17 protein-coding genes, 1 tRNA gene and 2 pseudogenes are annotated in these 20,618 nt (G+C 73.1%); 12 read left to right on the top strand and 8 right to left on the bottom strand.

The annotated features are described in order from the left end of the window. Positions 1-300 (top strand): annotated as a pseudogene (locus IEY73_RS23705) (hypothetical protein); the annotation flags it as partial. 97 nt (positions 301-397) lie between these two features. Continuing rightward, positions 398-1,411 (top strand): 5'-3' exonuclease, encoded by a 1,014-nt coding sequence (locus IEY73_RS23700; protein ID WP_189081502.1) that lies wholly within the window; start codon positions 398-400, stop codon positions 1,409-1,411. On the opposite strand, the gene selB is transcribed toward IEY73_RS23700, so the two are convergent. From selB to IEY73_RS23685, 3 genes are all read right to left on the bottom strand, one after another. Then, positions 1,400-3,172: a selenocysteine-specific translation elongation factor gene (selB, locus tag IEY73_RS23695; protein ID WP_189081501.1), complete on the bottom strand. Its 1,773-nt coding sequence runs from the start codon at positions 3,170-3,172 to the stop codon at positions 1,400-1,402. The two genes, IEY73_RS23700 and selB, sit on opposite strands and share 12 nt — an antisense overlap. Before the next feature lies 1 nt (position 3,173). Next, the gene (gene selA / locus IEY73_RS23690) at positions 3,174-4,472 is read right to left on the bottom strand and encodes an L-seryl-tRNA(Sec) selenium transferase (RefSeq protein ID WP_373292860.1); all 1,299 of its coding nucleotides are present in this window, start codon (positions 4,470-4,472) and stop codon (positions 3,174-3,176) included. A gap of 83 nt (positions 4,473-4,555) precedes the next feature. Beyond that, a tRNA-Sec gene (locus tag IEY73_RS23685) sits at positions 4,556-4,651 on the bottom strand. A gap of 41 nt (positions 4,652-4,692) precedes the next feature. On the opposite strand from IEY73_RS23685, the gene selD reads away from it, so the two are divergent. Further along, positions 4,693-5,700: a selenide, water dikinase SelD gene (gene selD / locus IEY73_RS23680; protein ID WP_189081499.1), complete on the top strand. Its 1,008-nt coding sequence runs from the start codon at positions 4,693-4,695 to the stop codon at positions 5,698-5,700. Positions 5,701-5,748: 48 nt separating this feature from the next. Next, positions 5,749-6,417, top strand: coding sequence for a TetR/AcrR family transcriptional regulator (locus tag IEY73_RS23675; RefSeq protein ID WP_189081498.1), 669 nt, complete (start codon positions 5,749-5,751; stop codon positions 6,415-6,417). Between the two features lie 5 nt (positions 6,418-6,422). Here the strand turns inward: IEY73_RS23675 and IEY73_RS23670 are convergent, their stop codons facing one another. The 4 genes and pseudogenes from IEY73_RS23670 to fdh all read right to left on the bottom strand — a co-directional run. Beyond that, the gene (locus tag IEY73_RS23670) at positions 6,423-7,160 is read right to left on the bottom strand and encodes a class I SAM-dependent methyltransferase (protein WP_189081497.1); all 738 of its coding nucleotides are present in this window, start codon (positions 7,158-7,160) and stop codon (positions 6,423-6,425) included. A gap of 25 nt (positions 7,161-7,185) precedes the next feature. Then, the gene (nrfD, locus tag IEY73_RS23665) at positions 7,186-8,130 is read right to left on the bottom strand and encodes an NrfD/PsrC family molybdoenzyme membrane anchor subunit (protein WP_189081496.1); all 945 of its coding nucleotides are present in this window, start codon (positions 8,128-8,130) and stop codon (positions 7,186-7,188) included. Positions 8,131-8,153: 23 nt separating this feature from the next. After that, positions 8,154-9,035, bottom strand: coding sequence for a 4Fe-4S dicluster domain-containing protein (locus tag IEY73_RS23660; protein WP_189081495.1), 882 nt, complete (start codon positions 9,033-9,035; stop codon positions 8,154-8,156). Beyond that, positions 9,028-12,288: pseudogene (gene fdh, locus IEY73_RS23655) on the bottom strand (formate dehydrogenase); the annotation flags it as partial. The pseudogene fdh and the gene IEY73_RS23660, both read right to left, overlap by 8 nt. 690 nt (positions 12,289-12,978) lie before the next feature. Between fdh and IEY73_RS23645 the strand changes: the two are divergent. The 8 genes from IEY73_RS23645 to IEY73_RS23610 all read left to right on the top strand — a co-directional run bounded on the left by IEY73_RS23645 (position 12,979) and on the right by IEY73_RS23610 (position 19,859). Then, positions 12,979-14,070 carry an ABC transporter substrate-binding protein gene (locus tag IEY73_RS23645; RefSeq protein WP_189081492.1) on the top strand — a complete coding sequence of 364 codons (1,092 nt, stop codon included), beginning with the start codon at positions 12,979-12,981 and terminating at the stop codon, positions 14,068-14,070. Between the two features lie 34 nt (positions 14,071-14,104). After that, positions 14,105-14,884: an ABC transporter permease gene (locus tag IEY73_RS23640; protein ID WP_189081491.1), complete on the top strand. Its 780-nt coding sequence runs from the start codon at positions 14,105-14,107 to the stop codon at positions 14,882-14,884. Positions 14,885-14,895: 11 nt separating this feature from the next. Next, positions 14,896-15,741, top strand: a complete 846-nt coding sequence (locus tag IEY73_RS23635) for an ABC transporter permease (protein WP_189081490.1) — start codon at positions 14,896-14,898, stop codon at positions 15,739-15,741. A gap of 3 nt (positions 15,742-15,744) precedes the next feature. Continuing rightward, positions 15,745-16,485, top strand: a complete 741-nt coding sequence (locus IEY73_RS23630; RefSeq protein ID WP_189081489.1) for an ABC transporter ATP-binding protein — start codon at positions 15,745-15,747, stop codon at positions 16,483-16,485. An 11-nt stretch (positions 16,486-16,496) separates the two neighbouring features. Next, the gene (locus IEY73_RS23625) at positions 16,497-17,513 is read left to right on the top strand and encodes an amidohydrolase family protein (protein WP_189081488.1); all 1,017 of its coding nucleotides are present in this window, start codon (positions 16,497-16,499) and stop codon (positions 17,511-17,513) included. Between the two features lie 202 nt (positions 17,514-17,715). Further along, positions 17,716-18,492 (top strand): helix-hairpin-helix domain-containing protein, encoded by a 777-nt coding sequence (locus IEY73_RS23620; protein WP_189081487.1) that lies wholly within the window; start codon positions 17,716-17,718, stop codon positions 18,490-18,492. Positions 18,493-18,601: 109 nt separating this feature from the next. Next, positions 18,602-19,390 carry an alpha/beta fold hydrolase gene (locus IEY73_RS23615; protein WP_189081486.1) on the top strand — a complete coding sequence of 263 codons (789 nt, stop codon included), beginning with the start codon at positions 18,602-18,604 and terminating at the stop codon, positions 19,388-19,390. Positions 19,391-19,445: 55 nt separating this feature from the next. Beyond that, the gene (locus IEY73_RS23610) at positions 19,446-19,859 is read left to right on the top strand and encodes a PPOX class F420-dependent oxidoreductase (protein WP_189081485.1); all 414 of its coding nucleotides are present in this window, start codon (positions 19,446-19,448) and stop codon (positions 19,857-19,859) included. Positions 19,860-19,926: 67 nt separating this feature from the next. On the opposite strand, the gene IEY73_RS23605 is transcribed toward IEY73_RS23610, so the two are convergent. Next, positions 19,927-20,568 (bottom strand): response regulator, encoded by a 642-nt coding sequence (locus IEY73_RS23605; RefSeq protein ID WP_189081484.1) that lies wholly within the window; start codon positions 20,566-20,568, stop codon positions 19,927-19,929. Between the last annotated feature and the right edge of the window lie 50 nt (positions 20,569-20,618).

The raw sequence follows: 20,618 nt of genomic DNA, 5'->3' as shown, positions 1-20,618 counted from the left end.
TGGGCCGCCGGGCGTCGGGCCGCGGGGCTGGCCGCCGCCCGCGCCGCGGCGCGGGAACTGCTCGCCGGCCGGCGCGGCGTGCTGAGCGCCGAGGTGGCGGTGCTCGCGCAGCAGATCATGGACCTGGACCGGTGGTACGCGACCGGCGACGACGCCTTCCGCCACGACTACCGTGAGCTCGCCGGCGACTACGCGAAGCTGTTGGACGGGGTGCGCGACGACCCGCCCGACCGGGTGCGGGCGCGGGTGGACGCGCTGAGCCGCCGGGGGCGGCGGCTGGCCGGGCGCGTCCCGGGCTGACCCGCACCACCACCGGCGGCGCAGTGTCACGCGCACGCCGGGGTCCCGGGCCTACGGGGTCCCGGGCATACAGTGGTCCCGGGCATACAGTGGTCCGATGGCGCCCCCGCTGCTGCTCGTGCTCGACGGGAACAGCCTGCTGCACCGGGCCTACCACGCGGGCGCGTCGGAGGGCATGGTGGACGCGGCCGGCCGTCCGGTGTGGGCGTTGCGCGGACTGGTCGGTTTCCTCGCCCGGGCGGCGGGACATCTGCGCCCGGACGCGGTGATCGTGGGCTTCGACTGCCCGGAACGCTCCGCACGGCGCGAGCAGTACCCGGCATACAAGGCGCACCGCCCGGACAAGCCACCGGAGCTGGTCGAGCAGATCGCCGCGGCGCCTGGACTGCTGCGGGCCGCCGGGGTGTGCACGGTGACTCCGCCCGGTTACGAGGCCGACGACGTGCTGGCCAGCGCCGCCCAGGCGGCGCGCGGCGCCGGCTGGCGGTCGGTGCTGATGACCAGCGACCGGGACGCGTTCGCGCTGATCGACGAGCGGACCTCGGTGCTGCGGGTGCGCAACGGCGGGTTCGACTCGTCGGTGCTGGTGGACGCCGCGACGCTGCATCTGCTGTGCGGCGTGCATCCGTGGCAGTACCGCGACTACGCGGCGCTGCGCGGCGACCCGTCGGACAACCTGCGCGGGGTGCGGCGTTTCGGCGCGGCCACCGCGGCCCGGTTGCTGACCGCGTTCGGCACCGTGGAGGCGGCGTGGACGGCGCTGGCGGCCGACGCCGGGCAGGCGGTCCGTGACGTGGTCGGCGACCAGGCCGCGGAGCATCTCGGCGCGGCCGAAAGCCGGGCCGCGGTGGATCGCAACCGGCTGATCATGCGGATGCGCGCGGACCTGCCGATGCCGGGCCTGGACACGGCCCGGCTGCCGGTGCGGCCGGCGGCCATGCGCGCCGCGCTGTCGCGCCGCGGCATCAACCTGGGGCCGTCGCTGTGGGCGCTGACCGGCGCCGCGCCCCCGCACACCGACGAGCCGGCCCCGGACCTGCGACGGTGGGTGTTCCGGCGCGGCCTGGCCGGGCACCGAGATCCCACCCCCGGACAGTTGTCACTGTTCTGAGCGCTCGGTCAGCACGCGGCGGTCGTCGGGCAACCGGCGGGTGACGCCCCGCCGGTCCAGCAGTTGCAGCAGCGGCACCGCCACGCGCCGGCTGGTGTCCCACGCGCGCCGTGCGGCGCTGAGCGTGAACGGCTGCGGGACGTCGGCCAGCGCGGCGACGGCCCGCTCCGCCGCGCCCGGCGGCAGCACCACGTTCTCCGCCAGCCGGTGCAGCAGGCCCGCACGCTCCGCGGCGGCCTGCTCCCGGGCGCCCAGCCCGACCTCGGCCAGCCGGTGCGCCTCCGGCGCGGCGAACGGGCGCCCGGCGAGCCCGTCGAAGGCCCGTGCCACCAGCCCGGCGAGCTCCGGCGGGGTGTCCGCGTGGCCCGCCGACACGCGACCGCCGTGCACCCGCAGCGGCGACCCGGCCAGCGCCTCGACGAGCGAGCGGTCCGGCAGGCCCAGCCGGTGGCGCAGCGCCTCCACCGGTGCGCCCGGCTCCAGCGGATGCTCCCGGGCGTACCGGTCCACCTCAGCGCTCAGCCGCGTCCCCAGCGCCGCCCAGTGTTCCGGATCGGCCAGCCATTCCCCGGCCGCCGGCACCCCGGCGGCCGGATCGTCGGGCACTCCCATCGCGGCCAGGTCGGCGCGCCGGGCCAGCAGGCGGCGGCGCAGCTCACCGCGCAGGTCCGCTTGGCCGTCCATGGTGGACAGATCGGCGGCCCGGGCGGCGGCCGCGCCGCGGCGTCGCAGCGCCAGCGGCGCCACGTCGAGCACCGTCACCCCGCCGGACACGTGCCGCCGCCCCGGGTCGCGCAGCAGCGCGCGGTCGCCCAGCCGCACCGGCAGCGGCCGGGCCAGGCGCAGCCGGGCCGTGTCGGCGCCCAACGGACGCACCCGCACCGGCACCGCGGCCGATCCGAGGTGCAGCGTCAGGGCGGCCGGCAGGTCGGCCACCGGGTCGCCCCGCACCCGGACGTCGATCAGGTCGGCGAGCCGGAACCGGCCCGGGGTGAGCAGCGCCGCGCCGCGACCGGCGGCCTCCGGGCCGATGCCGCGCAGGTTCACCGCCACCCGGGCCACCGCCGTCACCTCGCCGGCCGGCTCGCCCAGGCTCTGCAGACCGCGCACCCGCAGCGGACGCCGCTGCCCGGACAACTCCACCTCGTCACCGGCACGCAACCGGCCGGCGCCGAGCGTCCCGGTGACCACCGTGCCGGCGCCGCGGACGGTGAACGAGCGGTCGATCCACAGCCGGATCGGCGCGTCCACCGACGGCGGCCGGAGCCGGGCCACCAGCCGGTCCAGGGCAGCGCGCAGATCGTCCAGGCCCACCCCGGTGGCGCCGCTGACCGGCACCGTCTCCACGTCGCCCAGGGACGTGGGCGCGATCTCCGCGCGCGCCCGCGCCGCCGCCGGGCCGGGGTCGGCCAGGTCCGCCCGGCTGACCGCGACCAGGGCATGCCGCACGCCGAGCGCGTGCAGCGCGGCCAGATGCTCGGCGGACTGCGGCATCCAGCCCTCGTCGGCGGCCACCACGATCAGCGCCGCCGGGACCGGGCCGACACCGGCCAGCATGTTCGGCACGAAACGCTCGTGGCCGGGCACGTCGACGAACGCCAGGGTCGCCCCGGAGGGCAGCGTGGTCCACGCGAAACCCAGGTCGATCGTCATGCCCCGGCGCCGTTCTTCGGCCCACCGGTCGGGTTCCTGCCCGGTCAGCGCCCGGACCAGCGTGGACTTGCCGTGATCGACGTGGCCGGCGGTGGCGACGACGTGCATCTCAGCCGCCCGCGACGGCCAGCACCGCGTCCACCACCGCGGCGTCCGCCGTGACCGGCACACACCGCAGATCCAGCCGCAGCCGACCGTGCACCACCCGGCCGACGACCGGGGGCGCGGCCCGGCGCAGGGGCGCCGCGTACGCCTCGGGCAGCGCCAGCGCCCACGACGGCAGTTCCTGCTCCGGCGCGCCCCCGCCGCCGACCACCGCGGCGGAGGCGACCAGGTCCACATCCACACCGGCCGCGGCGAGCGTGTCGCGCAGCCGCCCGGTGCGCTCCCGCAACGCTTGCGGGTCGGCGTGCAGCGCCTGCCATGTGGGCGTCGGCGGGCCGGTGAGGGTCGCCTGCAACGCCGCCAACGTCAGCTTGTCCACCCGCAGCGCACGAGCCAGCGGGTGTCGGCGCAGCCGCTCCACCAGCGCCCGCTCGCCCAGCAGCAGGCCCGCCTGCGGGCCGCCGAGCAGCTTGTCGCCGCTGGCGATCACCAGTGCGGCGCCCGCGTGCAGCGCCCCGGCGGCGTCCGGCTCACCGGGCAGCAGCGGATCCGGCGCGAGCAGCCCGGAGCCGATGTCGGCCACCACGGGCACGCTCAGGCCGCGCAGCTCGGCCAGGTCCGGGGTGTGGGTGAAGCCGCGGATCACGAAGTTGGAGGGGTGCACCCGGAGCACGAAGCCGGTCTCCGGGCCGACCGCCGCGGCGTAGTCGTCGACGGTGGTCCGGTTGGTGGTGCCCACCTCACGCAGCCGGGCACCGGTGGATGCCAGCAGGTCCGGAAGCCGGAACCCGTCGCCGATCTCCACCATCTCGCCGCGGCTGAGCACGATCTCTCGTCCCGCGGCGAGAGCGGTCGCGGTGAGCGCCAGCGCGGCGGCGCCGTTGTTCACCACGTGCACGCCGCCCGCGCCGGGCACCGCGGCGGCCAGCGCAGCCAGGGCGGTGCGCCCGCGCCGGGCGCGGCGGCCGGTGTCCAGGTCCATCTCCACGTCGGTGTGCCCGGCGGCGTCCGCGACGGCCGCGCGGGCCGCCTCGGACAGGGCGGCCCGGCCGAGGTTCGTGTGCAGCACCACGCCCGTCGCGTTCAGCACCGGGCGCAGACCGCCCGGGGTGTCCGGCAACGCCGCCAGCGCCGCGTCCGCCACCGCCGCGGGGTCGAGGTCGCCGGCCCGGACGCGATCCTGCGCCCGCACCACCGCGGCCTTCACCGCGGGCCGGCCGATCCGCGCGGCGGCGGCCCGCAGGCGAGCGTCGGCCAGCACCGCGTCGGTGCGCGGCACACGTCGCCGCGGGTCCGTGGTCACCTCGCCCACCGCGCCTCCCGCCGATCGATGAGTCCCGCACTGCCCGGCATGCTGATCCGCGGGATGCGACGCCGGGGTGAAGCTGGCGGAGACGGACGGGAATCGAACCCGCCCGGCCCGGATGCCGGGCCGCACCGGTGTTGAAGACCGGGAGGGGCACCAGCCACCTGAACGCCTCCGTCGATCACCCTAACCCGGACCCGCGTGGGACAGTCGGAGGGTGACGACGACGAACGCACCCCGGCTGACCCAGTACGCGCACGGCGGCGGTTGCGCCTGCAAAATCCCGCCCGGGGAGCTGGAGCAGGTGGTCGCCGGCCTGGTCGGCGAGTCCGCCCCGGCCGGTCCGGGCGAGCTGCTGGTGGGGCTGGACGACGGCGACGACGCGGCAGTGGTACGGATCGCGGCGGGCACGGCGGTGGTGGCCACCGCCGACTTCTTCACCCCGGTGGTGGACGACCCGTACGACTGGGGGCGCATCGCCGCGGCCAACGCCCTGTCCGACGTGTACGCCATGGGCGGCACCCCGGTGGTGGCGGTGAACCTGCTCGCGTGGCCGCGGGACGTGCTGCCGATGGACCTGGCGGCACGGGTGCTGCGCGGCGGCCTGACGGTGGCCCGGGAGGCGGGCTGTCATGTGGCGGGCGGGCACAGCGTGGACGATCCGGAGCCCAAGTACGGCATGGCGGTGACCGGGGTGGCCGACCCGGACCGGCTGATGCGCAACGACGCGGGCGCACCGGGCATGCCGCTGACGCTCACCAAGCCGCTGGGCATCGGCGTGCTGAACAGCCGGCACAAGGCGACCGGTGAGGTGTTCGCGGCGGCGGTGGCGGCGATGACCGAGCTGAACCGGGACGCCTCGCGGGCCGCGCTGGACGCGGGCGCCGTGTGCGCGACCGACGTGACCGGTTTCGGCCTGCTGGGCCATCTGCACAAGCTGGCCCGTGCGAGCGGGGTGACGGCGCGCGTGGACACGGCGGCGGTGCCGTACCTGGAGGGGGCCCGCCGGGCGCTGGCGGACGGCTTCGTGAGCGGCGGCACGCGGCGCAACCTGGACTGGGTGCGCCCGCACCTGGCCGCGTCGGTGGGCGAGGACGAGCTGTTGCTGCTGGCGGACGCGCAGACCTCCGGCGGCCTGCTGGTGGCGGGTGAGCTGCCCGGATACCCGGTGGTGGGCGAGCTGATCCCAGCCCGCGCCGACGGGACGACGCTGGAGGTGCGCTGACCCGAAATCGGGTTGCCGGAGTGAGTACTCACTCCGTAGCATGGCGGCATGACTGAGACGACTGACCGGCGCCGCGCGCCGGGAATGAGCACCGGACAACGGCGGGAAATGATCGTGGCTGCGGCGCTGCCGCTGCTGCTCGAACACGGCGCCGCCGTCAGCACCCTCCAGATCGCGAAGGCGGCCGGGATCGGCGAGGCTACGATCTTCCGCGCCTTCACGGACAAGGATGAGCTGCTGAACGCCTGCGTGGCCGCGGCCCTGCGCAACGATCACGTGCTGGCCGAGCTCGACGCCGTGCCGCTGGACCAGCCGCTGGCGGCCAGGCTGACCGAGGCCGCCACCACGCTGCGCGCCTACCTGGAGCGGATGGGCGCGGTGATCGGCGCGGTGCATTCGGCCGGCCGCCGGGGCGGGCCCGCCGAGCCGCGCGAGGCCGGCACGCCACGCACGGCAGCCAAGCCGCGCGAGGCCGGCGCGCACCACGATCCCGGCGCGGCCGACGGACGGGCGGATGCCACCGAACGCACGCGGCGGGCGGTGATCCGGCTTCTCGAACCGGATCGCGCCACCCTGCGGCTACCGGTCGACGAACTCGCCGTGATCTTCCTAGGGATGTTGTCCGGCCGGCGCGGGGTGCCCGGCGACGCGGAGCTCCCGATCGGAACCGTGGTTGACGTGTTCCTGCATGGCGTGGCCGGCGGAGAGGCCCGGTGACCCCGTCACGCCGCGGGGCCGGGCTTGCGGGCCAGGATCAAGAGTCCCCCGGCGCCCTCGGATGGCGTCGCGGTGACGATGCGTACCAGGAAACCGGCCGCCGCCAAGTCCTCGCTGAGCGCGGCCAGCGGGGTGGTGCGGTAGTACATCACGAACGGCGGGCGCCAGACGGCGTTGCGCACGCGCATGGCCACGTCGAAGCCGAGTGTCGCCCAGTACCAGACCGAGCTGACCGGGGCCGGCGTGCCGAGGCCGATGACGAACAGCCCGCCGGGCCGCAGCGCGCGGTGCACCCCGGCGAACAGCGCCGGGCGCTCACCGGGCAGGAAGTGTCCCAGCGCTCCGAAGGTGACGGCCAGGTCGAAGCCGTCGGCGAAGGGCAGGGCGCGCGCATCCGCCCGCACCCACGTGGCGTCCGGGTGCGCCTCGCGCGCCTGCGCGAGCATCCCGGCGCTGAAGTCGACGCCGGTGACCGGTCCCCGGCAGAGCCGCCGGAGCACGGTCATGCCCGCGCCGGTGCCGCAGCACACGTCCAGCCCGCTGCCGAACGGCGCGGGGCCGGACGGCGCGGGGCCGGACAGCGCAGGGCCGGACAACGTGTGAACGGTCGCGTCGAGGATGCCCGCGGGGGTGCGGAACGGGGTGTGGTCGAACTTCGGGGCCAACAGGTCGTAGCCGCGCTCCACCGAGGACAGCGCCTGGACGCACAGCTCACGCAGGGACGGTCCGTGGGGTGAGAACACCGGCCGAGCGTACCCGCCGGACGGGTCAGGACCCGTCGGCCGCGGCCTGTCGGCGGGCGAGCCGTTCCCGCTGCGGCACCACGGTGTACTTCGGGTCCTTGGCCGAGGCCACCCCGCCCTCGAAGATACCGAAGCGGGTCAGCACCGACGCGGCCAGCAATGACGCTCCGGACAGCGCGGAGGCCACCCGGCTGTGCCGACCGAGCACCGCGCCGGCCAGGCCCGCCGCGGTCAGCGCCCGCCCGGCACGCAGGAGCCGGCCCGCGCGGCCCTGCCGGTACGGCTCGCCGAGCAAACCCTGCGACTCGACCTGGTGCGCGCCGTAGAGTTCCAGCGCCGCCCCGCACACCGCCATCCGGCGGGCCGGTCCGGCCTGCGCCACCGGTGTGCCGATCAGTCCCGCTCCGGCGCCGCTGGCCAGCGCGCTGCCGGCGAACACCACGGGCAGGTGCGGGTACGCCGCCCGCCAGCTCGGCGTGGCGGTGTCGGACAGCAGCACCGCGGTGTAGGTGGCCAGCGCCGGGGCGAGCGCCGCAGCACCGATGCCGGCGGTCGCGCCGAGCGGCGGCAGCGCGCGCCGCAGCAGGCCCAGCGGTCCGCGCTCGGGCAGCAGCGGAGCCACCTCGGCGAGGGCGGCGGGCCCGGCGGTGGCGCCGAACCCGGCGAGGATCCAGGTGCCGGTGGACATCGGCGAGGTCGGCTTCGCCACCCGCAGCATGTGGTGGAAGCGTTCCGGCCGGCCCAGGTCGTTGATCAGGAAGTACGTGCTGGCGGCGAGGGCGCCGAGCGCGCTGACCCGGCCGGTGCGCCGCAGCGCGGGCCGGCCGGTGAACTGCGCGCCCGCCGCCAGCAGCGCCGAGCCCGCGGCCAGCCCGCCGGTGAACAGGTACGCGGGGATGTCACGCTTCCACACCGGCGGCTTGACCACGGGCCGGCCGTAGTAGGACCGGAAGTCGGCGGCCGGCACCATCGAGCGGTCTCCCCCGCGCGGGCTCATCGCCGGCCCCCGGCGAACGACACCACCGCCGCGGCGGCCATCGCGAGCGCGGCCAGCCCGGCCCGTTTCCACATGGCCGGCAGGTCCCGGGTGCCCACCACCGGGTCCGGTGGCAGCCCGTACACCTCCGGGTCGTCCAGCAGCAGGAAGAACGCGCCGTCACCGCCGACGCCGTCGTCCGGGTCGGCGCCGTAGAGGTGCGCCCTGCTCACACCCTGCTCACGCAGGGTGGCGACGCGCCGCTCCGCCTTCTCGCGCAGCCGGGACAGCTCACCGAACTGGATCGACTCCGTCGGGCAGGCGGTTGCGCAGGCCGGGGACAGCCCGTCGCCGAGCCGGTCGTAGCACATCGTGCACTTCCAGGCGCGGCCGTCGCCGGCACGCTGATCGATCACCCCGTACGGGCAGGCCGGGATGCAGTAGCCGCAGCCGTTGCAGATGTCCTCCTGCACCACCACGGTGGAGAACTCGGTGCGGAACAACGCACCGGTCGGGCACACGTCCAGACACCCGGCGTGGGTGCAGTGCTTGCACACGTCCGACATCATCAGCCAGCGGAAGTCGGGCGTCGCCTCGGCCGCCGCGGCGAGCGCGTCCACCGGCGCGGACACCGGGTCCACCGGCGGGAGGGCCGGCTGTTCCACGAACGCCACATGCCGCCACGAGTTGGCGGACAGGCCGCCGGTGTTGTCGTACGACGTGCCCAGCAGGTCGAAGCCGTCGTCCGGTACGGCGTTCCACTCCTTGCACGCCACCTCGCACGCCTTGCAGCCGATGCAGACGCTGGTGTCGGTGAAGAAGCCCACCCGTGGCGGGGCGTCCGCCCAGCCCGCGGCGCGCGCCGGGTCGCTCAGGCCGTCCAGCAGGTCATCCGTCATGCTCATCCTTGGTCAGCATCGAGGCGTACCGGTCGCCGGACATGCCGGCCCGTTTCCGGTACGCCTCCACGTACGCCAGCAGTTCGACGCCGGTGGGACGGCGCCCGGGGCGGATGTCGCAGGTGCCCACCTTGCTCTCCTGGATCAGCACGTTCGGGTCCAGGGCGATGCCGATCAGGTCGTTCACCGAGTCGCCGGTGACCAGGCCCTGCCCGCCCCAGTGGTAGGGCAGCCAGATCTGGTGCACGATCCGGTCGTCGATGCGCAGCGGGCGCAGCCGGCTGGTGATCATGACACGGGCCTCGATCGCCGCGCGGGCGGTCACCACGTGTGCCCAGCCCAGATGTTCCAGCCCGCGTTCGGCCGCCAGCGCCGGTGACACCTCGACGAACATGTGCGGCTGCAACTCCGACAGGTAGGCCAGCGTCCGGCTCATCCCGCCCGCGGTGTGGTGCTCGGTCAGCCGGCTGGTGCAGAACACGTACGGGAAGACCTCGGCGTGCTGTTGCGGCGGGCTGGGGTTGAGCTGATTGTCGGAGCGGTCGTACACCTTGCGGGTGGGGTTGGCCTGCTGGGTGTAGAGCGGGTTGCGGACCGTCGACTCGACCGGCTCGTAGTGCGTGGGCAGCGGACCGTCGATCAGCCCGCTGGGCACGTACAGCCAGCCCTTCCCGTCACCCTGCATGATGAACGGGTCGTCACCGGCGATCGCGTCGACGCCGGTGGCGTCGGCGTCCGGGCGGTAGGACGGGTCCTTGCCCTTCTCGAAGTCCGGCACGTCGTGCCCGGTCCAGGAGCCCGCCTCGGGGTCCCACCAGACGTACTTCTTGCGCTCCGACCAGGGCTTGCCGTCCGGGTCGGCGGAGGCGCGGTTGTACAGCGCGCGGCGGTTGGACGGCCACGCCCAGCCCCACTCCGGCGCCACCCAGCTCTGCTCGCCGCCGGGCTTGCGGCGGGCCGCCTGGTTGACCCCGTCGGCGTACACGCCGGTGTAGATCCAGCAGCCACCGGCCGTGGAACCGTCCGCCTTCATCTGGGTGTAACTGGACAGCGGCGTGCCGGTGTCCACCTCGTACCCGTTGATCTCGCGCAGCACGTCCTCGGCGCTGGGCTCGTCGCCGCGCTCGCCGTGCAGCCGGTAATCCCAGGTGAGCCGGAGGATCGCCTGGTCGCGGGGTGCGGTCGAGCTGGCCAGCCGGTCCCTGATCCGGCGGCCCAGGTGGTACATGAACCACAACTCGCTGCGGCAGTCACCGGGCGGGTCGACCGCCTTCTCCCGCCACTGCAGCAGCCGCTGCGTCTGGGTGAAGGTGCCCTCCTTCTCCACGTGCGAGGCGGCCGGCAGGAAGAACACCTCGGTGCCGCACTGCTCGGTGACGATCTCCCCGGTGGCGATCTCCGGGCCGTCCTTCCAGAACGTGGCGCTCTCGGTCATGAACAGGTCGCGCACCACCAGCCAGTCCAGGTTGGCCATGCCGAGCCGCTGGGCGCGGCCGTGCGCGGACCCGACCGCCGGGTTCTGGCCGAGCAGGAAGTACCCCTTGATCTTCCCGTCGATCATGTCCAGGACCTGGCGGTACGTGCCGTGGTCTCCGGTCAGCCGGGGCAGCCAGCCGTAGCCGAAGTCGTTGTCCGCCGTGGCCGCCTCACCCCAGTACGCCTTGAGCAGGCTGATCGCGTACGCCCGCGCGTCGGACCAGAAGCCCTTCTGACCGGGATGACGCAGCGCGTCCACCCACTTGTCGAACGTCGGGTGCTGCCGGTGATGCGGCATCTGCAGGTAGCCGGGCAGCAGGTTGAACAGCGTCGGGATGTCCGTCGAGCCCTGGATGCTGGCGTGCCCGCGCAGGGCCATCACGCCGCCGCCGGGACGGCCCATGTTGCCCAGCAGCAACTGGATGATCGCGCCGGCCCGGATGTACTGCACGCCCACGCTGTGCTGGGTCCAGCCCACCGAATACACCAGGGCGCTGGTGCGCTCCCGCCCGGAGTTCGCCGTCCACGCCTCACACACCCGCAGGAAATCGCTCGTCGGCACGCCGCACAGACGCTCCACGACCTCCGGGGTGTAGCGCGCATAGTGCCGCTTGAGCACCTGGTAGACGCACCGCGGATGCGCCAGCGTCGGGTCCTTCTCGGTGTCGTGGCCGATCGGCGGTCCGTGCGATTCGGCGCGCAGGCCGGCCGCCGTCTCCCGCTCCTGCCCGGACTGCTCGGCCTGGCGGCCCTCGTGCTCGCGCCCGGCGTACATCCAACTGCTCTGGTCGTACGCGCCGTGCTCCGGGTCGTATCCGGAGAACAGCCCGTCCAGGTCCTCGGTGTCCTGGAAGTCCTCGCTGAGCACCGTCGACGCGTTGGTGTAGGCCAGCACGTACTCGCGGAAGTCCTTCTCGTTGCTCAGGATGTAGTTGATCACGCCGCCCAGGAATGCGATGTCAGCGCCCGCCCGCACCGGCACGTACATGTCGGCCACCGCGCTGGTCCGCGTGTACCGCGGGTCGACGTGGATCACCGTGGCGCCGCGGCTCTTGGCCTCCATCACCCACTGGAAGCCCACCGGGTGCGCCTCGGCCATGTTCGAGCCCTGAATGACGATGCAATCGGCGTTTGCCAGATCCTGAAGGAATCCGGTGGCCCCGCCCCGGCCGAAGCTGGTCCCCAGACCGGGAACCGTGGCGGAGTGTCAAATGCGCGCCTGGTTCTCGATCTGCAACGCGCCCATCGCGGTGAACAGCTTCTTGATCAGATAGTTCTCTTCGTTGTCCAGCGTCGCGCCGCCCAGGCTGGCGAAGCCGAGCGTGCGGTTCAGCGGATTCCCGTCGTCGTCGGCGTCTTCCCAGGTGGCCTCGCGAGCCGCGACCATCCGGTCCGCGATCATGTCCATCGCGGTCTCCAGGTCGAGCTCTTCCCAATCCGTGGCGTACGGGCGACGGTGGAGCACCCGCTGCTGACGGCGGTCGCTGGTGACCAGGCTCTTGCTGGCGGAACCCTTCGGGCACAGCCTGCCACGGGAGATCGGGCTGTCCGGATCGCCCTCGATCTGGACGACCTGGCGATCCTTGACGTAGACCCGCTGCCCGCAGCCGACGGCACAATACGGGCAGACGGAGCGGGCGACGCTGTCGGCGGTGGAGGTGCGCGCGGTGAGCGCCCGGGACCGCTGGGACTCGGCGGCGGCGCCACGACCCAGCGGGTCGTCCCCGGTCAACTGCCGGTAGACCGGCCAGCCCTCGATCCACGTACGGACACCCACACCCCGACCCTAGATCGATCCCCCCACCCACGCCACCCAAACCCCACCCCGCCCCGCCGACCCGCGCCGCGCGCCCCGCCACCGCGCCGCGCCCCGCCACCCCACCCCACCCCGCCACCGCGCCCCGCCCCGCCCCGCCCCGCGCCGCGCCGATCTTGGACTTTTGGTGCCCGATTCGCACCACTAAACCCCGTCTTGCCGAAACACTAACGCCAAGATCCACGCGCCCGGTACGGCGATCTTGGACTTTTCGGGGTCGTTTTGTGGAGGCATGTCCGGCTTATCCGACCCGAAACTCCAAGATCGACGACGACTGCGGTGGCGTCGTCGACAGCACGGCGTGCCCCCTGGAGGTGACCCTTGATCGGCTGACGGCTGCGCGCGTCCAAAGCACTAGTACCATCGACCTACTTGAATTGGTGACATGTCGTGAGTCACGCTGTTGCGAATCGCTACGCATCCACAAGAATGGCGACGTCGGTGATCGCTCGCGATCACGGGGGAAACGCGCGATCACCGGGAAACTCGCGATCATCGGGGGAAACGCGATCACGGGAAACTCGCGATCACGGGGGAAACGCGATCACGGGGGAAAACGGTGTGAGATCGACTCCGCACCGACACAGCGGCGTCGCATTTTCGCCCAGCACTGCTGATTGCCACGTGACGCCACGCCCAGCGGGGAGATTGATGAACAATCGACGGTCCGGCCGCGCGCACCGAGACAACGGGACCCGTGTGGGGCGCCGGGAGGTGTTGCGCCTGGGCCTGGCCGGCGCCGGCGCCGCGGCCCTGCCCGCCGGGCTCGGCGGCTGCTTCCTGGCCGATGACGACCAGAAGACCGCGCCGGGCCGCGCGGCGCCCATCCGGTTCGCGTTCGCGCCCGACGCCATCTGGGACTTCATGACCGACCGGGGCATGATCGACGCTTGGGAGAAGGACACCGGCCTGGTCGTGCAGACGTCGTCCACCTGGGACGAGTTCACCTTCTTCGCCGGCGGGCACGGCGACATCGTGTCCACCGCCACCTACGAGCTGCCCCTGCTGGAGAAGCAGACCGGCATCACGACGGTCACCTTCGGCAAGTACAACCTGCTGCGCATCACTCCCGTCACCCGCGCCGACGCGCCGTACCGCACACTCGCCGACATCCCGAAGGGTGCCAAGATCGCGTTGCCCAGCGCGGTCTCCTCGACGCTGCTCTGGGGGATGTTCGCCAAGGAACTGCATGGTCTCGACTTCCGCGTCGGCCGGGGCGACTTCGACCTGGTGGTGGAGGACCATTTCGTGATGGCCGAGCACGTCGACCGCGGTGAGGTGGAGGCGGCGCTGGTCATCCCGGAGGCCGCGATCGGCCTGCTGCGCGAGGGCAAGCTCAAGGTCATGTACGACAATCGGCTCCCGTACGAGATCTACGGCTCGATCTGCAACTGCACCCACAAGGGCATCATGGGAAATCTGTTCACCGCCACCCGATCCTGGTACGACGATCACGTCGACGAGGCGACGGCATTCGCGGACCTGTGGCAGCGGGGCATCGATCTCTGGCGAGACAACCAGGCCGCCATCATCAAGAACTATCCGCAACACTTCTCGATCGAGAAGGAAGCCGATGTGACGGCGATGCAGCAATACCTGGCACAACACGACTGGTTCGTCGACACTGTGCGACTCGACCAGCCGTGGATCGAGCGCGAGATGCGCCTGTACGACCTGATGAAGCGCTCCGGTTTCATGGCCGGCGACGCGCCGGTGCCGCGTTTCGAAGCCACCGGTTCCTGAGCGCGGCGGGAGGATGAGCAGGGCGCGGACGCTCGTGCGTGACACCGGTGAACGGTGGCGCCGGTGGGCGTGGCGGCTCGCCGGGTACGCGGTGTTCCTCGGGGCGTGGCAAGGCGTCTCCACGTTCCTGGTGGAGGGTTTCGTGGTGCCGCCGCCGCGGGCCATCCTCACCGAGATGGGCGGCATCGTCGCGTCCGGCCAGGTGTGGATCCACTTCGGCGCCACCCTGCGCACCATCGCCATCGGCTTCGCCGTCGCGTACGCGCTGGGCGCCGCGGCCGGGATGCTGATGGGCCGCAGCCGGTGGTGGGAGGCGTTCCTGTCGGACTGGGTGCTGGCCACGCTCACCACGCCGGGCCTGATCTTCGCGTTGGTCGCCGCGATGATCTTCGGATTGGGGCCGGCCGGTCCGGTCGCCGCGGTGATCGTGACCTCGTTCTCCTACGTCGCGGTGAACGTGGTGGAGGGCGTCAAGGCGGTGCCGCACGAGCTGGTGGACATGGCCCGGGCCTTCGGGCGGGGCCCGGCCCCGGTGGTGCGGCACATCTACCTGCCGTTCCTCGCGCCCTACCTGTTCACCGCCGTGCGGTACGGATTCTCCATCGCCTGGAAGATCGCGACGCTGAGCGAGGTCATCGTGGGCACCGCGGGGATCGGCTTCATGATGCGGCAGAAGTTCCAGGAGTTCTCCATGACCGGATTCCTCGCCTGGGTGTTGCTGTTCTTCGCGTTCGCGCTGTTCCTGGAACGGGTCGTCGTGCAGCGTGGGATGCGCCGTGTGCTGCGCTGGCGGGTCACGGCGGCGGTCCGATGACCCGGACTCCGATGACCCGGACTCCGATGGCCTGGGTGCGGAGCCCCCGGGCGGCGCGTCTGCTGTCCTGGGGGTGCTTCCTGGCCGCCTGGCAGGTGGCGGTGCCGTTGCTGCCCACCGACCTGCTGCCCACGCCGTCGGCGGTGGCCGCCTTCATGGTGGCCGAGCTGCGCCGGGACACGCTCGCCCCGCACACCGTGTACGCATCGTTCGGGCTGAGCTTCCAGCGGCTGGGCGTCGGCTTGTTCCTGGCCTTCGCCGCCGGCGTGCCGCTCGGCCTGCTGATGGGGTTGCGCCGCTGGGCCGAGGACTTCCTGCACGACTTCGCCGTCGCCGGACTGGCCATGCCCTCGCTGGCCTGGGCGCTGGTGGCCGGCATGTGGTTCGGGTTCGGCGACCTCGCGCCGGTGGTCACGGTCACCCTGGCAGCGGTGCCCTTCGTCGTCATCAACGTCGCCGAGGGCGCCCGCAACGTGCCCGCCGATCTGCTGCAGATGAGCACCGCGTACCGGGTCGGCCGGACGGCGGTCATCCGGCATGTGATCCTGCCGGCGCTGATGCCGTTCTTCTTCGCCGCGCTGCGGTACGGCCTGGCCAACGCCTGGAAGGGGTTGGTGCTGGCCGAGGTGTGGGCCTCCACCGAGGGCGCCGGATGGGTCATCAAGTTCTGGTACGACGCCCACCGCAGTCAGGGCATCGTCGGATACGCCCTGTTCTTCGTGCTGGTCGCCCTGCTCATCGAACGGGTCGTCTTCGGGCGCCTGTCGCGCTGGGTGTTCCGCTGGCGCCCGGCGCGGCAGCACGACAGCCCGGACGGCGCCGGACCGGTCACCGCCGGGGCATCCGGGAGGGCATGATTCATGGCCGGTGTGCGCGTACGCGAACTGCGTAAGGAATTCCCCGGCGGTGACCCGCCCGTGGTGGCCATCGAGGACATCTCGTTCACGGTCGACGGCCAGGAGTTCGTCAGCGTGGTCGGCCCGTCCGGCTGCGGCAAGTCCACCCTGCTCAACATCCTGTCCGGCATCGACACCGCCACCCGGGGCCAGGTGGACATCACGCAGAACGGCCGGCCCGCCCGCCTCGGGTACGTGTTCCAGTCCGCGCGCCTGCTGCCGTGGCGCTCGGTGCTGGACAACCTGCTGTTCGTGCAGCCCGCTCGGGGACCCGCCGACCGCGAGCGCTGCCGGCGCTACCTCGACATGGTGCGGCTGGGCCACACCGCCGGCCAGTACCCCGGCCAGTTGTCCGGCGGGATGCAGCAGCGCGTCGGGATCGCCCGCGCCTTCTCCATCGAACCGGACCTGCTGCTCATGGACGAACCGTTCAGCCACCTCGACGCGATCACCGCCCGGTCGCTGCGCCGCGAACTGCACGACCTGTGGCAGGAGACCCGCAAGACCGTGCTGTTCGTGACGCACGACGTCAGCGAGGCGGTGGAACTGTCCACCCGCATCCTGATGCTCGCGCCCGGCGGTCGGCTGGTCGCCGACCTGCCGGTGCGGCTCCCGTTCCCCCGCGATCCGGCGGCCGACGAGGTCGCGCTCGCCCGCGCCGACCTGCTGCGCCGGTTCGAATCCCTGGACCTGCTCGCCGGCTGAGGAGCCGCCCCATGCTGACCGTGGACGTGCACAACCACTTCGCGCCGGCCGAGATCCTGGCCGCCGCCCGCGCCGGAGACGGTGTGGACGGGCTGCGCGTCGAACCCGTCGACGGGCGCGAGTTCGTGGTGCACCGGCAGGGTTTCCGGTGGCCGCTGCAACCCGCCTTCCACGACCAGCGGGCGCGGCTGTCCGCGATGGACGCCCGCGGCATCGACACGGCCGTCGTCTCGCTCGCCCCGCCGCTGATGATGCACTGGCTCACCGACCTCGGTGCCGCCGCCGATCTGGCCCGGCTCAGCAACGACGCGCTCGCCGCCTTCACCGCCGGGACCGGCGGGCGGCTCACCGGCGTCGCCACCCTGCCCATGCAGGATCCGGCGGCGGCCGTGACCGAGCTGCGCCGGGCCGTCACCGGCCTGGGCCTGCGCGGCGCACAGATCGGGCCGCGGGTCGAGGACACGCCGCTGGACGACCCCGGTCTGCGACCGGTGCTGGCCGAGGCCGCCCGGCTGCGGGTGCCGTTGCTGCTGCACCCGTACCATCCCGGCACCCGGCCCGGATTCGAACGCTTCTATCTCACCAACCTGGTCGGCAACCCGCTGGAATCGACCGTCGGCGCGGCGCACCTGATCTTCGGCGGAGTCCTCGACGAGTTGCCCGGACTCACCCCGGTGCTGATGCACGGCGGGGGGTACCTGCCGTACCAGATCGGCCGGCTCGACCACGGCCACCGCGTGCGCCGGGAAGCGTCGGGCTGCGCCCACCCGCCCTCGCACTACCTGCGGCGGTTCCACTACGACACCCTCACCCACGCGCCGGGACCGCTGCGGTTCCTGGCCGGCATGGTGGGCGCGGACCGGATCGTGTACGGCACGGATTTCCCGTACGACATGGGCGGCGGCACCCTGGCGCAGCAACTGGACGGGACAGGACTGGGCGAACCGGAGATGCGCCTGATCGCGGGCGGGAACGCGTCCCGGCTGTTCGCCCCCGCCACGGAAGCGGGGCGGGCCAGGCCGTCCTGAGCCGCACCGGCCGCGCCGAGCGGGCCGGTCACGCGATTGACGCTACTCGATGGGCGCGTTCCTCGGTGCGCGCGTTCCGTGATGAGGTGGCGACGCGCGGTGCGCCATTTGTCGTCCATCGCGACACGCACGGCGAAGTATGTCGGATGTCCTGGTCCCGGTGCTGACATCGACGGGCAGGATATGGAAGGCTGCGCGGAACATGCGCATCATTTCTGCCCGGAGGCAAGTCGTGTCGTTCCTCTACCTCGTTGCCGGGATCGTGGTCGGTTTTGCGGCCGGCTGGTTGCTGCGGGGAATCCGTTCCACCACCTCTCAACCCGCACCGGCGGCCACGTCCGAGCCGGTGACCACGTCGGACACGAAAGCCGAGCCGATCGCCGCAGAGGCGGCGGGCGAGCCGGTCGGGGCAGCCGCCGACGCTGCGGCCGAGCCGGTCGCGTCGTCGCACGAGCCGGACGCCGCCACCGAGCCGGACGCCAGTCCGGACGCGGCGGAGCCCGCCGCGTCCACGAGCACGATGGACACCACGCCGCGCGGAGCCGGGTCCGGCCCGGTCACCGAACCCGCGCCGACCGCGGACACGGTGTCCGCCACGATCGTGGCCCCGGCGCAGGCCTCCGCCCCGGCGGCGGAGATGACCCCGGCCGACACCCCAATCGCCGAAGCCCCCGTCGCCGAGCCCGCGACCGTCGAGGCTCCCGTCACCGAGGCTCCCGTCACCGAGACCCCGGTTGCCGAGCCCGCGACCGGCCCGGTCGCTGCCGAGGCCGAGCCGGACGACCTGACCAGGATCACCGGCATCGGACCGAAAATGGCCATGGCACTCGCGGCCGCCGGCATCACCACGTACGACCAGTTGGCCGGTTCGGACGAAGCCACCCTGCGGGCGGCGGTCAGCGCGGCGGGCATGCGGCTGGCACCGAGCATCTCCGCGTGGCCGGAGCGTGCACGATCACTGGTCGCCGCCAAGCGCTGAACGAGCACGCGGCGCGTCGCCGGGCGACGCGCCGTGACGGACGAGCCACGGGAGTCCGGGGGGCGAAACTCGCGTGTGCGCGTGCCGGCTGCCGGCGTACGGTCACTCGATGATTGCCCACGATGTCACCGGTCACGGGCCGCCCGTGCTGTTGCTCCACGCCGCCGTCGCCGATCGGCGGATGTGGGATCCGCAGGTGCCCGCTCTGGCCGCGGCCGGTTACCGGGTCGTCCGCTGCGACCTGCACGGCTTCGGCGAGAGCCCGATGCCCGTCGGGCGCGACGATGACGCGCGGGACGTCGCCGACCTGATGGACTTCCTGGGCTGCGAGCGGTTCGCGCTGGTCGGCGCCTCCGGGGGTGGTCGGGTGGCGTTGGACGTGGCCGCCCGCTGGCCGGGACGGGTGACCGCGCTGGCGTTGTTGTGCACCGCCGTGGCGGGGCACAAGCGGAGCGTGACGTTGCGGGAGTTCGGGGACCGGGAGGACGCCCTCCTTGACGCGGGCGATCTGGATGCCGCGACGGACCTCAACGTGGCCACCTGGCTCGGTCCCGAGGCGGGCCCCGAGGCGCGGGCCAGCCTGCGCATCATGCAGCGGCACGCTTTCGCGGTGCAGACCGCCGGAACCCCACAGACCGCCGGAGCCGCCCCGGCCGCGCCGCACGGCCAGACCACCGCGAACACCGCCCCGGACAAGCCCGTGTCCGTGCCGTGTCTGCTGGTCAGCGGCGCCCACGACGTGCCGGACTTCCGGCAGATCGCCGCCCGGCTGGCCGACGAGATGCCCGGCGCACGCCACGTCGAGCTGGACTGGGCCGGTCACCTGCCCAGCATGGAACGTCCGGACGAGATCACCCGGATGCTCATCGACTTCCTGCGCGACCCGGCGGCCGGCTAGGCACGAGGGAGCCCCTCATCCTGCGCCTCGGCCGTGCCCGTGCCAGGCTGGGGCGGTGAAGCCACCATCAAGCCACGCAGACCTGCTCGACCGTCCGACGTACGCGCATCTGGCCACCGTCCGGCCGGACGGATCGCCACAATCCAGCGTGATGTGGTTCGCCTGGGACGGCGAGCTGATCCGGATGACGCACACCAAGGCGCGGCAGAAGTTCCGCAATCTCGCCGCGGAGCCGCGGGTCGCGCTGTCCATCGCGGACCCCGACGACCCGTACCGCTTCCTGGAAGTGCGCGGCCGTCTGGACGGCGTCGTCGACGACGACGCCGACGCCTCGTTCTACCGGTCGCTGCAGGAACGGTACGGCAACGTCTATCCGATCACCGACGCGGACGTACGGGTGATCATCGCGTTCCGCCCGGAGAAGTACGTGGCGGTCACCGCGGGCAAAGTGCAGCGCACCGCCGGCTGAGGGTGCGGCGCATCGCCGACTGAGAGTGCAGCGCACCGCCGACTGAGAGTGCGAGCGGATCGGCTTCTCAGTGCGGGTGGTCGCCGAGCAGCCGGGTGGCCAGCACGGCCGCCTGGGTGCGCCGTTCCAGGCCGAGTTTCGCCAGCAGGCTGGACACGTAGTTCTTCACCGTCTTCTCGGCCAGGAACATCCGGCCGGCGATCTCCCGGTTGGTCAACCCCTCTGCCACGAACTCCAGGATGCGCCGCTCCTGATCGGTCAGCCCGGCCAGTTCCCGCGGCTGCTCGACGCCGTTGCGGATGCGTTCCATCACCCGCTGCGTCACCGCCGGGTCGAGCAGCGACTGCCCGGTGGCCACCCGCCGCACCGCGTCGACCAGGTCGGTGCCGCGGATCTGCTTCAGCACGTACCCCGACGCCCCGGCCATGATCGCGGCGAACAGCGCCTCGTCATCCTCGTACGAGGTGAGGATCAGCCCCTTGATCGACGAGTCGACGGCACGCACGTCGCGGCACACGTCGATGCCGTTGCCGTCGGGCAGCCGGGCGTCGAGCACGGCGACGTCGGGGCGCAGCGCCGGAATGCGGCGCCGGGCCTCCTCGGCCAGGCCGGACTCGCCGACCACCTCGATGTCGCCGTCGGCCTGCAGGAGATCGACCAGGCCGCGACGGACGACTTCATGGTCGTCGAGCAGGAAGACACGGATCACACCTTCTTCCTACCCGCCGGCCCGCGCCGGGCCAAGGGCCGAAGGTCCCA

The sequence above is a fragment of the Mangrovihabitans endophyticus genome, assembly GCF_014646155.1.
In the GTDB taxonomy this organism is placed as follows: Bacteria; Actinomycetota; Actinomycetes; order Mycobacteriales; family Micromonosporaceae; genus Actinoplanes; species Actinoplanes endophyticus.
Note: the sequence above shows the minus strand (reverse complement) of the source record. Positions and strands in the feature narration are given on the sequence as shown.

Excerpts from the sequence above, each read along its gene's own strand:
- selB (WP_189081501.1), bottom strand. The coding sequence starts at position 3,172 with ATGCACGTCGTCGCCACCGCCGGCCACGTCGATCACGGCAAGTCCACG.
- IEY73_RS23615 (WP_189081486.1), top strand. The coding sequence starts at position 18,602 with ATGATTGCCCACGATGTCACCGGTCACGGGCCGCCCGTGCTGTTGCTC.
- IEY73_RS23645 (WP_189081492.1), top strand. The coding sequence starts at position 12,979 with ATGAACAATCGACGGTCCGGCCGCGCGCACCGAGACAACGGGACCCGT.
- IEY73_RS23625 (WP_189081488.1), top strand. The coding sequence starts at position 16,497 with ATGCTGACCGTGGACGTGCACAACCACTTCGCGCCGGCCGAGATCCTG.
- IEY73_RS23700 (WP_189081502.1), top strand. The coding sequence starts at position 398 with ATGGCGCCCCCGCTGCTGCTCGTGCTCGACGGGAACAGCCTGCTGCAC.
- IEY73_RS23635 (WP_189081490.1), top strand. The coding sequence starts at position 14,896 with ATGACCCGGACTCCGATGGCCTGGGTGCGGAGCCCCCGGGCGGCGCGT.
- nrfD (WP_189081496.1), bottom strand. The coding sequence starts at position 8,130 with ATGGTGCCGGCCGCCGACTTCCGGTCCTACTACGGCCGGCCCGTGGTC.
- IEY73_RS23620 (WP_189081487.1), top strand. The coding sequence starts at position 17,716 with ATGCGCATCATTTCTGCCCGGAGGCAAGTCGTGTCGTTCCTCTACCTC.
- IEY73_RS23660 (WP_189081495.1), bottom strand. The coding sequence starts at position 9,035 with ATGACGGATGACCTGCTGGACGGCCTGAGCGACCCGGCGCGCGCCGCG.
- IEY73_RS23630 (WP_189081489.1), top strand. The coding sequence starts at position 15,745 with ATGGCCGGTGTGCGCGTACGCGAACTGCGTAAGGAATTCCCCGGCGGT.
- IEY73_RS23675 (WP_189081498.1), top strand. The coding sequence starts at position 5,749 with ATGACTGAGACGACTGACCGGCGCCGCGCGCCGGGAATGAGCACCGGA.